At 42.5% G+C, this 12,689-nt stretch carries 19 protein-coding genes; 6 read left to right on the top strand and 13 right to left on the bottom strand.

The features are described from left to right. A partial coding sequence (locus VST71_10040; GenBank protein MEC4686055.1) for a transposase occupies positions 1-587 on the top strand: 587 nt, incomplete at its 5' end. Between the two features lie 369 nt (positions 588-956). On the opposite strand, the gene VST71_10035 is transcribed toward VST71_10040, so the two are convergent. From VST71_10035 to VST71_10005, 7 genes are all read right to left on the bottom strand, one after another. Then, positions 957-1,349: a hypothetical protein gene (locus VST71_10035; GenBank protein MEC4686054.1), complete on the bottom strand. Its 393-nt coding sequence runs from the start codon at positions 1,347-1,349 to the stop codon at positions 957-959. Positions 1,350-1,736: 387 nt separating this feature from the next. Beyond that, a complete protein-coding gene (locus tag VST71_10030) occupies positions 1,737-2,228 on the bottom strand; it encodes a hypothetical protein (GenBank protein MEC4686053.1) in 492 nt (163 codons plus the stop codon). Between the two features lie 218 nt (positions 2,229-2,446). Then, a complete protein-coding gene (locus tag VST71_10025) occupies positions 2,447-3,253 on the bottom strand; it encodes a hypothetical protein (GenBank protein ID MEC4686052.1) in 807 nt (268 codons plus the stop codon). Positions 3,254-3,309: 56 nt separating this feature from the next. After that, positions 3,310-3,927 carry a hypothetical protein gene (locus VST71_10020; GenBank protein ID MEC4686051.1) on the bottom strand — a complete coding sequence of 206 codons (618 nt, stop codon included), beginning with the start codon at positions 3,925-3,927 and terminating at the stop codon, positions 3,310-3,312. A 298-nt stretch (positions 3,928-4,225) separates the two neighbouring features. After that, positions 4,226-4,666 (bottom strand): hypothetical protein, encoded by a 441-nt coding sequence (locus tag VST71_10015; protein MEC4686050.1) that lies wholly within the window; start codon positions 4,664-4,666, stop codon positions 4,226-4,228. A gap of 373 nt (positions 4,667-5,039) precedes the next feature. Further along, positions 5,040-5,246: a type II toxin-antitoxin system HicA family toxin gene (locus VST71_10010; GenBank protein MEC4686049.1), complete on the bottom strand. Its 207-nt coding sequence runs from the start codon at positions 5,244-5,246 to the stop codon at positions 5,040-5,042. Beyond that, positions 5,243-5,446 (bottom strand): type II toxin-antitoxin system HicB family antitoxin, encoded by a 204-nt coding sequence (locus tag VST71_10005; protein MEC4686048.1) that lies wholly within the window; start codon positions 5,444-5,446, stop codon positions 5,243-5,245. Before VST71_10005 ends, VST71_10010 begins: the two co-directional genes overlap by 4 nt. A gap of 424 nt (positions 5,447-5,870) precedes the next feature. Between VST71_10005 and VST71_10000 the strand changes: the two genes are divergently transcribed. From VST71_10000 to VST71_09990, 3 genes are read left to right on the top strand one after another with little or no spacing between them, the layout of a single operon-like run. Then, positions 5,871-6,113 (top strand): hypothetical protein, encoded by a 243-nt coding sequence (locus tag VST71_10000; protein MEC4686047.1) that lies wholly within the window; start codon positions 5,871-5,873, stop codon positions 6,111-6,113. Beyond that, positions 6,114-6,320 (top strand): DUF2283 domain-containing protein, encoded by a 207-nt coding sequence (locus VST71_09995; GenBank protein ID MEC4686046.1) that lies wholly within the window; start codon positions 6,114-6,116, stop codon positions 6,318-6,320. A 2-nt stretch (positions 6,321-6,322) separates the two neighbouring features. Continuing rightward, positions 6,323-6,733 carry a hemerythrin family protein gene (locus VST71_09990; protein ID MEC4686045.1) on the top strand — a complete coding sequence of 137 codons (411 nt, stop codon included), beginning with the start codon at positions 6,323-6,325 and terminating at the stop codon, positions 6,731-6,733. 48 nt (positions 6,734-6,781) lie between these two features. Here the strand turns inward: VST71_09990 and VST71_09985 are convergent, their stop codons facing one another. The 3 genes from VST71_09985 to VST71_09975 all read right to left on the bottom strand — a co-directional run bounded on the left by VST71_09985 (position 6,782) and on the right by VST71_09975 (position 9,482). After that, on the bottom strand, positions 6,782-8,092 hold the full coding sequence (locus VST71_09985) for a UDP-glucose/GDP-mannose dehydrogenase family protein (GenBank protein ID MEC4686044.1): 1,311 nt from the start codon (positions 8,090-8,092) through the stop codon (positions 6,782-6,784). Positions 8,093-8,217: 125 nt separating this feature from the next. Further along, positions 8,218-8,991, bottom strand: a complete 774-nt coding sequence (locus tag VST71_09980) for a DUF3108 domain-containing protein (GenBank protein ID MEC4686043.1) — start codon at positions 8,989-8,991, stop codon at positions 8,218-8,220. Next, complete coding sequence (locus VST71_09975) at positions 8,979-9,482, bottom strand: TIGR00295 family protein (protein MEC4686042.1); 504 nt, start codon at positions 9,480-9,482, stop codon at positions 8,979-8,981. The genes VST71_09980 and VST71_09975 overlap by 13 nt, the downstream gene beginning before the upstream one ends. Positions 9,483-9,622: 140 nt before the next feature. Between VST71_09975 and rpsT the strand changes: the two genes are divergently transcribed. Continuing rightward, a complete protein-coding gene (gene rpsT, locus VST71_09970) occupies positions 9,623-9,904 on the top strand; it encodes a 30S ribosomal protein S20 (protein MEC4686041.1) in 282 nt (93 codons plus the stop codon). Here rpsT and holA read toward each other — a convergent pair. The 3 genes from holA to VST71_09955 are packed head-to-tail and all read right to left on the bottom strand — an operon-like array spanning position 9,885 to position 11,591. Further along, on the bottom strand, positions 9,885-10,763 hold the full coding sequence (gene holA / locus VST71_09965) for a DNA polymerase III subunit delta (protein MEC4686040.1): 879 nt from the start codon (positions 10,761-10,763) through the stop codon (positions 9,885-9,887). The genes rpsT and holA overlap by 20 nt on opposite strands. Before the next feature lie 49 nt (positions 10,764-10,812). Then, the gene (gene lptE, locus VST71_09960; protein MEC4686039.1) at positions 10,813-11,343 is read right to left on the bottom strand and encodes an LPS assembly lipoprotein LptE; all 531 of its coding nucleotides are present in this window, start codon (positions 11,341-11,343) and stop codon (positions 10,813-10,815) included. Then, positions 11,340-11,591, bottom strand: a complete 252-nt coding sequence (locus VST71_09955) for a PGPGW domain-containing protein (GenBank protein ID MEC4686038.1) — start codon at positions 11,589-11,591, stop codon at positions 11,340-11,342. Before VST71_09955 ends, lptE begins: the two co-directional genes overlap by 4 nt. Positions 11,592-11,719: 128 nt before the next feature. Here VST71_09955 and VST71_09950 point away from each other — a divergent pair, with 128 nt between their 5' ends. After that, positions 11,720-12,688 carry a hypothetical protein gene (locus tag VST71_09950; protein MEC4686037.1) on the top strand — a complete coding sequence of 323 codons (969 nt, stop codon included), beginning with the start codon at positions 11,720-11,722 and terminating at the stop codon, positions 12,686-12,688. Position 12,689 lies beyond the last annotated feature (1 nt).

The raw sequence follows: 12,689 nt of genomic DNA, 5'->3' as shown, positions 1-12,689 counted from the left end.
GTATATGCCCCTTCCAGTATTCCTCTTTCTCTCCCTCTCTTGACCCTTTCTTTGCCATGACTCGCCTCCTTATTTTTGATTGGCTTATCATGGCATCTCTTACCTCTTCCTGGGAAGATGGGCTTTATTTGACGCTTACACAGCAACAGATCAATGCAGTCTGCGGGGTGTTTCCGGAATACGAATACCTTTTAAGTATTCCGGGGTTTGGCCCGTTAATCTCAGCAATGGTCCTGGGAGCTATTGGCAATCCCTTCCGCTTTAATAAAGGTTCTCAGGTACTGAAGCTGGTGGGTATGGATTTGTCAGCAAGCAGAAGCGGAAAAACTTCCGATGCAGTAACACCCTCCATATCCAAGAAGGGAAAGTCGGATATCAGATATGCCTTATACCAGGCAGCAATGATTGCATCGAGCAGGGATAAGTATTTTATTGCATATTTTACCAATAAGCTCAGGGGCCGTCAGAGGGAAAGAGGCATAAAAACAAAGATGAGAGTAAAGCTGGCGGCCAAGATGCTTATAATCGCATGGACGCTGATGAAGAAAAAGGAGTTCTTTGACCCGAAATACCTGAATATAGAATAAAACACTATTTTAATATTGGCGAGAGGACCCCGAGCAACAACGTTGAGGCCATAAATGGACCTCGTCCGGGACAATAAAGGGGCCTCTCACTGAACTCTGCAACCTGGATAAGGGATGATGGGTGATCCCTTTTTAATGGGATACATCGGATAAACGTAACGATAAGGTGCATGGTTCCATTACGGTGAGAGACTCGCCACAAAACTTAAAAAAGTCTTTTGAAGGCTTAGAGGAGAGGTGCGTTTGAATCCTTGTAAGGTTCTGTAACTCTTTAATTCTAAAAGATATTTCTTGAGATGTATTTTTTACTTGACAGGGGACTATAGGATGTCCCTCAAGTCCGTTTCTTAAGTCCATAATATGAACCATTTATTTTCCTCTTATAAGGACTTTATTTTCACAAAAAGAACTGTATGATTTTGCAGAAAATTTCTTTGTCATAATTAAGTTGTCAGCGATAAATTTGTAATCAAAACAACATTCGTCTTCATTTAAGTATATTGTTAAATTGCAAGACTGATTAATATTGCCTGATTTAGTAATAGTCCATGACCCAGTCTCCCATACGCCTTTTATTACATTAGTCATAGCTTTCCCATCTTTAACCCAATTATATGTGTGTATAAAATCATGTCCTTTTATGAACTCGAAAGTTTGTTGCCCAAGATTACTTTTATTTGTCCATTTTCCCAATAAACTATTTTCTGCATATGCTGAAAAGGCTATAAAGTAAAGAGCTAAAAAAACTATTATCTTTTTCATTCTTCCCCGTATAGGCATAACGAAACTGCCCCATTTTATTTCTTTGTACGGACTAACTTCAGTAACGTTGTATACTATGCATAACTTAATACATTAGCAAGTTTTTCCTTTCGATCAATTGGACGTGTGCGGGGTTCCTGGCATGTTTAATCATGGCTGTCATAGTATGCTATAATCCTACAAATTTATCAACTTCATTTTCTTGCCAGTCAAGAATCTTGCATAGTATGCCTCAACGGAAGTCTGTCTTCTGTCTCCCTCGGTACAATGTCTCTGAGTCATGGTGTGCCTCCTATGGTTTGGTTTTTGGGTTAAATTACTTTACCAGCTTCGAGGTCACTATGGCTCTAATTGTGCAAAATATATTGTGTGTTATCGATGAGTCTGTTAGCAGTTTTTCTTAACATACACTTCCAAAGCCATAAATAGGCCACGTAATTCTTCAGGGTAATACTCAAATTCTGCTTCACCTTCTGGACATCCCAACTCCGAATATAACTTGCTGTATTCTTTATATTCGGGTTCAGTAAGGCATTTATAAGAGTTAAAAGGGTACCTAAGCCTAACAAAGTTATCAGAATACCAAGTTAAAATATTTTTTATTTTGTCTTTGATATCGAAAATTTGTGAAATCTGTTGCGCTTCTGAAACTAAATTCTTTTTGACATCTCGGCTTAATGTGCAATACACCGCGTAGTAATTATGTGAGTAATCTTCTTTTCCTTTGTCGATATATAGTGCTGCTTTAAGCAATAACTCAAAACCCAGAAGCTTAAGTAAGTATCCAGAATCTGATGACCTTTTACTGCTAAGGAACTCACCGTCCAAATACCGTTTAACTGCTTCTTCATATATTTGCTTCAGCCAGAATTTGTTCATGTTTTTTTACTGCTAACAATTTGATTGCTAAACCCGCAATCTTACAGGCTGTCAGTCTCTCTGAATAGTTGCCGGGTTAATAAAGTAATAGGGTCGAATTTTTATCATTGACAGATACATAATGTTATCAAACAATGTCAATATGAAAGCTTTGACCCTTTTTCTCCCTACAGCGCTTTGAGCAATCCCTCTTCCAGCAAATAGTAAAATCGTTTTTTTTATTCCCACCAACTGGCACTGCGATGGACCTCACAAGCATATAGAAAATCACCAAATTTTTCAGCATTGACTATGAATACAGTCCGCTCCGCTTTTTGATATGCTTCTGTTAAATTTGTTTGTGACGTTGTCGAAAAACTGTTTGTTAAGGCTTTACGCAACTTAACATAAGGAACTTCCGAAAAATTAGCTTCGGCAGGTAACGTACCATCAACAAGGGACACCTCACTTGGATCAAAACAAGCCACTTGTAGTTGAGCAGTGGTGACAATTACAGGAATGTAGCATCTTCTAAATCTTACATCTGAAGCTTGACCTTTTTCGGTTAATTCCCGTTCCTGAAGTGCAAGGGCTTCAACTGAAGCAATTAATTCTGATGCAGTTCTTTCAAGAAGGTTATGTCTTCCATGATCTTGTCCAGGAATGGCACAGTATTTTGATTCGTGACATTGAGGATCTACTTGAAATTGAGACCATCCAAGCATTTCCCATTTAGAATTGCTTTTAGATGAAACCCATAATCTTGCATGTGAACGCTTTTCCGGATTAGTTTTAGGAAGCAAGAAAACCCATACTGTTTGCTTGACACGTTTACATTCAACCACTATGGTTTGTTCCTCATGAGTGTCAAGGAGGATAAGATCAATGAAACCCTCCGAGTGTCCGGACTGCAATGACCATGGATGTTCTTCTCCTAATAGCCTCCATCGTCCGGAAGTTTTTGCGATGTCCGCAAGGCGCATTTGAAGTGGAAAGCCTGATGCATTTGCTACGGACGCTGGATTGCAATTTAAACTTTTACTCATGGTTAGATGAATACCTTAATAATTTTACTATCTAACGATTGAATGGAGCGGCGCTGTCAAGCGTCCACTCGCTTGCTTGGTTCGGTGTTTGTATACTGTGTTTTTAGATCAGAAAAGACTTTTTCCAGTTCAGATAGGACTCTTATAACCCTGTCCCTGTCGTGCCCTGATTGAGTTGAGATGTTTCTACAGTTCTCATGCAAAAAACGTGCGATTTGCAGGCAATCCAAGCAGCAGTTAGGCAATCCAGAACATTCGAGACTCCAGCCCTTGGGAGTAAAATGAATGAACTCATCTCTAATCTCGTTAACTTTCTTCACAGAATGTCCTTGGTTACCCTTGGGAATAAACCGCTCTTCATTCGAATATTGAAGACTTCCTTCCTTCTTTATTTTTTTGTATAGATTCAAGAAGCTATCCAATTTTTCCACGGGTAGCTGATGCCCTTTACTTCGTGCTTCATGCCATTCCTTCTCTATGTCATCTCTAATTGGTCCGAACCCATCGCTCCTCCGCAAGGAAATGACCATGAACCCTTGAAGTGCATTGTGCAAACTAATCATAGTCCATTTCCAGTAGGATAAATCCCCCGTTACCTTTATAGCAAATTCAAGGCAGGACTCGAAAGATTGCACTGCTTCTTCGAATTCGTTTGTCCGCAACCAGATTGCCATTTTTACACCGAACGTCGCAAATCACCGGCAAATTGGAGTAACATGAGGCTTGGAATACGAACCTTAGGGATGTTGTTGCATACTATGCATAACTTATACATTATAAAGCTCCTCCCCTCATGCAATTGGGCGTGTGCGAGGCTACTGACATATCTAATCATTGCTGTCATAGTATGCTATAATCCTACAATTTTATCAACTTCATTTTCTTGCCAGTCAATAGTTTTGCATAGTGGGTAACAACGTCCCTTAAGTTCGTTTCCCATAGTGGGTAACAACGTCCCTTAAGTTCGTTTCCTTATTCAGCAAAGGAAATTATTTTACTAAGACGCTCGATGATGAGCTTGCGCCTATTTTCCTGCTCTTCAGAAGACTCCCCTTCAAAATAATAATGCGTCAAGTCAACTTTGCCTTGCTTTTTGGGATTACGATATTCATCCCAAGCTCTGGACAATGCTTTTCGTTTACGCCTTGACAAAACACGTATAAATTCAAAAACAGCAAGGTCATGTCTTTTCATAGCTTTAGGGAGGATTTTAGACGGGTTTCCCCCTTCTCTTTCAATAGCATAGAGTTCATCAATAAAAGCACGTTTAAATTTGATGGCATGATCATAAAATCCTTTTTTGACGTAAAGACCAACGCCGACAAAATAAGAAATAAAACCGCCGAAAAGCGTTCCAACCAGGGCAATGATGGCCTTTTGGTAAGAGATATCGTTCAAAAGGTCACAGGCCATTATTATCACGATTCTTCATTTTGGTTAATATATAGACATTGTTTTGCAATTCTTTTAGTCTCAATTATATCGATTCAAATAGGCAAATTGCTTATTTTCATTGTGTGCGGATAACAAGTTGTATGCGACCTTAACGTTGTTGCACACTATGCAAAACTTATACATATTTAAGTTCTTCCTCTCGTGTATTTGGGCATGTGCGAGACTCCTGGCATGTCTAATCATGGCTGTCATAGTAAGCTATAATCCTGCAATTTTATCAACTTCATTTTCTTGCCAGTCAATAGTTTTGCGTAGTATGCAACATGTCCCCCAGGTCGTCCCGCTACTCCCGATATATCGGGACCCTGCTTATCCGATTATGTGCATCATGTCACAACTCGCTTTCATCAATTCCTGCAACCTTCATAAGGTGCTTCAGCAAGCCGATCTTTAGCGGGCTATTTCCATGTATGGGTACAGAAATCCGAACCGGATTTCCCTCTTTCACGTAGATGTGATGGCTGCCTTTTGTTCTCCGCAACTCCCAACCTCTCTTTTCAAGCAGTTTTGCAAAGTCCTTCCCCGATATAGCTTTCACACTGCGATCTCCAGGACTTTGTCCTTCTCCGTTATTTCAATGTCTTTTATATCTACGGATAAGCAACCTTCGACGGCCTCATAAAGGTTGGTGAGAAGTTCGTCGAAGGTCTCTCCCTGAGTTGCACAGCCTGGAATAGCTGGCACCTCAGCCCAGTAGCCTCCTTCTTCCGCTTCATGAACAATTACTTTCAGCTTCATAGGATCACCTCACATTTTTGAACTGTTATACTTTCATGATTGGTCAATATCTGACATAATATACCATGATTCAGTCAGCCAATGCTTAATATACCCTCTGGATGGCAATCCTTCTTGACATCAATATCTCTTTGCACCTTTTTCCTCTAAATTCCTATGAAACACTCACTTCCCACTGCCACAGATTATCTACATCCGAGAGATCAGCAGCGCGCATAAAAAGCAATGGTACCGCCATGAACATTTCTTAACACTTAATGTCTGCCATGTCAAAGTTTGAAACCTGAGCCCTTTATTTTTTGTCTTTTCTGTGATATGGTATATTTAAATTGCCTGAATAAAATACATTTCGTCTATCAACCAGTTATCTGCAGGGAATAAATGCTAAAACAATTTGATACTATTACTGATATAATAAAATAATATGAAAGTAACAGAATATTTCAAATACATTCGAAAAAGGCCAGATAGGTGTATTATTAAAGATGAAGGGATTGAGAAGGTTATCAAATATCCATTGAAAGAGGAAATTCAATCAGACGGAAGAATCAGGAGATGGGCAAAAATAGAAGAAATGGAAGGAAGAGCATTGAGGGTTATATTATTAAGTGATGGAGAAACAGTTCATAATACATTTTTCGATAGATCATTCAAGGAGGACCGATAAATGAAAATAAAATATTTTTCCGATACAGATACGGCATTACTGGAGTTTTCTGAAAATGAGGTATACGAAACAAAAGAGATAAATGAAAATATTTATATTGACCTTGGCAAGGATGGCAAGTTGATAAGCATGACAATAGAACATGCTAAAGAACAAGCAGCAATAAAAGAGCTCTCCTACCAGGAAATTGAGAAAGAAATTGCATAATTATGAAAAATGTCCTGTACATAGTATGGAGTGACAGTAACAGGCTGGGAATTCCGATAATTGATGAGCAGCATAGAGGAATTGTCTCCATTATCAATTCGTTGTACTACTTTATTCAAAAAGGACGCGGAGAGAAAATATTACAACCTACTTTAATTATGTTGGAGCAACATATACACATCCATTTTGAGACCGAAGAATCATTAATGACAGAGGCAGGCTATCCTGCCCTGGAGGAACATATTTTGCTGCATAAGGAACTGGCAAGGAAGACAGAGAATGTTTCTCGTGAGGTTTTTATGGATAAGGACCTGGATATGATGCTGAAGTTTTTAAAAGAATGGTGGTCAGACCATATTAATAAGGAAGACAGAAAATATGCTCCCTTTCTTAAAAAACTGACAGCTACATAAGAAGGAAGGCGAGGTAACCTCGCCACTACTATTATTGACTGTGACAAACTATTTTATACAGTTCCTGCCGACACAATAGTAGTTAAAGCCCAGTTCCTTCATCTTTTCAGGTGCATAGATGTTCCTGAGATCAAAGAAATTCGGGGACTTCATGGTCGACTTTATCCGTGCAAGGTCAAGGTTTCTGAACTGGTTCCATTCGGTCATAAGCACAAGGGCATCTACCCCCTTTACCGTTTCATAGGCATCCTTTTTATAACTGACCTTCGGGAAGACAGCTTTCATATCCGGGGTTGCTACAGGGTCATAGGCCTGCACTTTGGCACCCTCGTTAAGGAGACTCTCTATCATATAGAGAGACGGGGCCTCCCGGATGTCATTTGTGTTGGGTTTAAAGGAGAGGCCGAGGATGCCTACCTTCTTGCCATTGACATCACCAAGCGCTTCCTTCAGCCTGCTGAACATCAGTGCCCTCTGCTTTTCATTGGCCTTTACTGCAGCCTCTACAACACCAAGCTCGGCATCCCTTTCCCCGGCAAGATGAAGCAGTGCCACCGTATCCTTTGGAAAACAGGAACCACCAAACCCGGGGCCGGGATGCAGAAATTTGGGGCCGATCCGCTTGTCAAGTCCCATTGCCCTCGCAACAACATGGACATCCGCGCCCACGATGTCACACAGGTTTGCTATCTCGTTAATAAAGGAGATTTTGACTGCAAGAAAAGAATTGGAGGAGTATTTTATGAGTTCCGCTGTCTCGATATTGGTAATCACAAAAGGTGTCTCTATCAGATAAAGGGGCCTGTAAAGGTCCCTCATAATGGCAATAGCCTGAGGGCTCTCTGCACCAATCACCACCCTGTCCGGCCTCATGAAATCCCCGATAGCAGAGCCTTCACGGAGAAACTCAGGGTTGGAGGCAATGTCAAAGTCAATATCATCTTTCAGTTTTTCCTTAATCCACTTTCTGATCTTCTTGCCCGTGCCCACAGGCACAGTGCTCTTTGTCACAATAATCTTGTAGTCGTCCATGTAACGGGCGATCTCCTCTGAAACCTCCTTAACATAACTGAGGTCAGCAGTACCATCACCCCTTGGGGGAGTACCAACCGCTATAAAGATAGCAAGGGATGACTCTATTGCATCCTTCACCTTTGTGCTGAAGTTGAGCCTGCCCTCTGCAACATTTCTCTTGACCAGCTCCTCGAGTCCCGGCTCATAAAAGGGGATATCGCCCTTCTTGAGTGCCTTGACCTTTTTTTCATCCCTGTCCACACAGGTGACAGAAACCCCGAACTCGGAAAAGCATGCGCCTGTTACAAGCCCTACATACCCTGTTCCAATAATGCCTATGTGCATTCGTCCTCCAATAATTTAGCTTATTTCCAATAACTCAGGTTTAGTCTCGGAAAACTATTTAGTTACACTATAAGAATAACCAATATCAGCCCTTGAAGTCCATCCCAGGCCTGCATTTACTGGGTTCAGAACTCTCCGCCAACAAGCTCTGCCTCTATATAACCTACGGCAACCTTTGTCCTGATAAGCACAGGAATGTGCCTCTTGTCATCCGTGAGATATATATAAATATCGCCTTTACTGTCAAATATCCCCTCTGACTTCATATTGGGTTTGACCACAATTGTCCTGAATTTCCCGGCTTGGGTCTCCACTTCTTCTTTTCTCAGTACATCCACCCTCACATCCCAGACCTTCTTGCTGTCAAAGATCGTTACATGGACAGGCCGATTAACCTCAAGGGGTCTCTTTCTCATGAGAAAAAATCCCGAGAGGGGATCAAATGTATTCTCCGGAACAGCATATGTCTCTCTTTTATTATCAAGATGGTTTATATACAGTGCCGTTTTGTTTGCAGGGTCAAATATCACCTCTTTGTCTCTCCTGTGCCGCCCTTCCCTGATCTTCAGCCTGTATCTGTCGGCAACCCAGTGGTTCGCTCCTTTTGCAGGATTGTTCTTCTTCACTACCACACTCTCCACACGATCATCCACCTTGTAAAAGACGGAAAGCCACTTTGCAGATTCAGCCCTCGAAACTATCCTCAGGGAATCTCCATCCTCTATAAACTCAAGCCGTGCCTCTCCCGCCTTTATACCCATCCATCTAAGGTCATAGCGAAAACTCTCGGAGGCAGAAACAGTGAAAGGCGTGAATAGTAAAATACCGAGGGTAAACAGCAGGACAGATAACATACCTGAGAATCCTGCCCTCCCTGTATAGCAAACTACTTTTTCCATTGTTCTATCTCCTCATGAAGTCTTATAAACCGTTCAATTGCAGGCTTTCCAATCCCCGGAATACTCTTGAATTCCTCCAGGGCCGCTTCAAAGCTGGTCTCCCTGTTGCCCTTAATGAGATTATCGGCATATGCCACGATCTTCTCCTCAGGTGTCTGCGGAACGTAATCCTTGTCGGGAAGACCGAGAGCGCGGGCCTCATCTGCAGTAATCCCCGCACCTATATGCCTTTCGATAATTCTGACAATACGTTCATCCACCCTCATCTCCCTCGCCATCTCGGCACCAACAACGGCATGCTCAATCCCGTGTGACCGAGCCCTTCCGATATCATGCAGGAGTGCGCCCATCCTGACCAGTTCCCTGTCCACAGGGATCCTCACCTCATCGGCAATCCTGAGGGCAACCCTTTTTACGGCAAGAATATGCTCTATGACTCTATCTGAACATCCAAGTCTTTTTAAGAGCTCAATCTCCTTTTTGTCCTCCATGGCCTCACCTCTTTAATCTGTTTAAAATCCGTGTTGCGCAGTTCATGATATCGAAATCCTGAAAAAGGGGCTTGCTTTTATATGCCTTTATATATTAAATTATTTAACACCAATAATTACAGGAATCACATGGAGGCACAATGGCAAACAAGAATCTCTCTGCTCTGAAGAGGGTAAGACAGGCAGAAAAAAGAAGGCTCAGAAACCAGGACTATAAGACCAGGATAAAGACCTGCGTAAAAAAGGTCGAATCAGCAGTAGCCTCAAAGGACGCGGATGCAGCCCGGAATTTCCTGCGTGAGGCAATCACGGTTATTTCCAAGGGATCATCCAAGGGTATTATCCATCACAATACTGCTTCAAGAAAGATCTCACGCCTGACGAAAAAAGTCAACTCTGTTGTTAAATCTGAAGCAGCCTGATAAACAGCTCCTCAACGGGATATTCACCTCCTGAAGTCTTTAATCTCCTGTCAGCCTCTGACAGACACCTGAAGACTTCAGAGAAATATCCCTTCCTGCGGCTGCTCCTCTTTGACAATTCTGCATACTTCCAGTTTATCGCGCCAATAACGGCAAACGGGTCAAGGCTGTCACGCATTGCACTGTAAATCTTAAAAACCTTTGTCCGGTCTTTTGTTACCAGCGCATCAACGAGAGTGAAGACACTGTATGTGGCTGAACCATGTATAAGCTCACTGATGTCATTTATGTCAACCCTTGACTTGCCAAGAAGGGCAGCCTTTTCCGTCTCCTCGTACAGGACCCCCATATCAGTGCCTGCTGTAGCCATGAGGAGTCCAATTGCGTCGGATGTTATCTCCACCCCCCTCTGCCGTGCAAGTTCCGTAAGCCACGTCTTTATCTCCTGAGCTTTCATATCAAGCGAGAGCACCTTGACCCCTCCTTTAAACTTCTCCTTCATGCCCTTGTCAGGGGGCTTGAGTGAAAGCATTACAAAAACAGAGCCCGAAGAGGGGTTGTCGAGATAACTGAAAAGAACTTTTGCTTCCTTCTTCTTCATCGTCTGAATGTTTCTCACTATCACTATCTTCCTCTCACCGAAAAAACCCGGGGTATTCAGGACATCTATGATCGTATACACTGGTGGTGACGAATCAATATCATAAATCATGACATTAAACTCCCTCCTCTCCTCAGGGACCAATTCCCTGATCCCGTCAACGGCATTCTTCAGGAGAAAGGAGTCTTTTGCATACAGATAATAGACAGGGGATGGAAGGTTGTTTTCAATCTCTTTTAAAAACTGTTTCTGACTCACCTGCTCTCCTTTTACTCTGTGCCCTCTGTGGTGAAACAGGCATTTGTCCTCATTTGAGATTAGTATTGTAGATCATCTCGGCAATAATCCTCTGGCTCAGGTCCCTGACGGCCTTCTCTGTAGCGACTTCTCTCTGAGACTGAATGGCCTGAATATTGTCTGCAGAAACGAATGTCTCCATAAATTCGGAGCTTATCCCCTTGATCTCCCTCGTGGTGCCGTCAGGCAGCCGGAGTGTGATATCAGCGACAATCTGGATGCTGTATTCAACAGAAAGGTCATCCTTTATACTCAGCGTATCAAGCTTGTAATCCGTCAGGATTGCCGATACCACATATTTAGAGGTCTCAGAGGAAGAAATTCCGCTTCTCAGCAGCTCCTCTGTAAAGACGTTTACAAATAAATCCTGAAGGCCTGGCTCAAAAGTTTGGTTTTCAACACTGCTGATCTTCACGGACTTGACCGGCAAAGAGGATGTCCTGTGAACTCCGTAGCCGCAGGAAAGTAAAAAAGAGTATTGGAGAATACAGATTATAAATATCAGGTTGCGGGATAATCTTTTGCAGTTTACAACTCTCATTTTCTCCAGTTCCTTATGTGTCTTATTCCTGAATTAAACCTTTCGAGGAGTTTTTTTGCCCAGACAAACTCACCTGCCAGGATAGCAAGGGAAAGGGGAATTACCACAGTTGCAGGCCCCGGAAGCACGATAAGCACAATACCCAACAACAGCAATGTAAACCCGATAACAATCTTTGTAACCCTTTTGGCCTGGGGAAGGGTCTTAACAGTCAGACGACTGACGAATAATTTTAGCGCCGTATTCATTTGTTAGTTTTATTATAGATGTAAAAGACTCCCGAATACAAGAAAACTACCAGAACAGGATATATTTGTGCTAAAATGAAAATCATGCTTTATACGGTAAATCTTATATCTTTACTCTTGATTGTTCCATGAAAACATATAAACCGCTCTCTTTAAAACTTGTCAGGAGATACTCTTTAAAGGATAGAAAGAGCAAGGTAGAGGCATCAAAGGCGGCCGGGACTTTTCCTGAAGGGGGCACCTTTAAGGAATTCATGGACTCCCTGCCTGATATTCTTGCGGGCAGAGATTTCAGGGAAGTGATTGATGCCATAGTCAGGGCCCGGTTGAATGACAGGCCGGTTGTGCTTGCAATGGGGGCTCATCCGGTAAAGGTAGGCCTTTCACCCCTCATTATAGATCTTATGCAGAAGGGGATAATAACAGCCATAGCTGCAAATGGTGCCACTGTAATCCATGACTTCGAACTTTCCTATACTGGAGAGACCTCTGAGGATGTGGCCTCAGAGCTTGAAGACGGGACATTCGGCATGGCAAAAGAGACGGCGGTTATGATAAACAGGGCGATAAAAAATGGGGCAGGGGAAAACATCGGCCTTGGAGCAGCAATAGGCAGACTCATACTGAAGGGACGAGGTTTTCACAACAGAAGGATGAGCATCTTTTCCGAGGCATACAGGCTATCAATCCCCGCTACAGTTCATGTAGCCATAGGCACGGATATCATACACATGCACCCCGAGGCAAGCGGAGAAGCCATAGGCAAGACCAGTCTTCTCGATTTCAGGACCCTTACATCCGTGATATCCGACCTTGAAGGAGGAGTTTTTATTAATCTCGGCTCTGCGGTCGTAATGCCCGAGGTCTTTTTAAAGGCCCTTACAGTGGCGAGAAACCTTGGTCACCGGGTGAAGAATATCACTACGGTTACAATGGATTTTAACAGGCATTACAGGCCCATGGAGAATGTTGTGCGCCGGCCTACTGCATCAGGAGGCCGGGGTTATTATATCACGGGACATCACGAGATCATGTTTCCGCTTCTTGCAGGAGCGGTAAAAGAAGCATTATCGAAACATAAACAACTAAACAATTAAA

This window comes from Nitrospirota bacterium, assembly GCA_035873375.1.
Classification (GTDB): domain Bacteria; phylum Nitrospirota; class Thermodesulfovibrionia; order Thermodesulfovibrionales; family JdFR-85; genus BMS3Bbin07.
The sequence above is the reverse complement of the archived record's forward strand: the minus strand, read 5'-3'. Positions and strand labels throughout refer to the sequence as shown.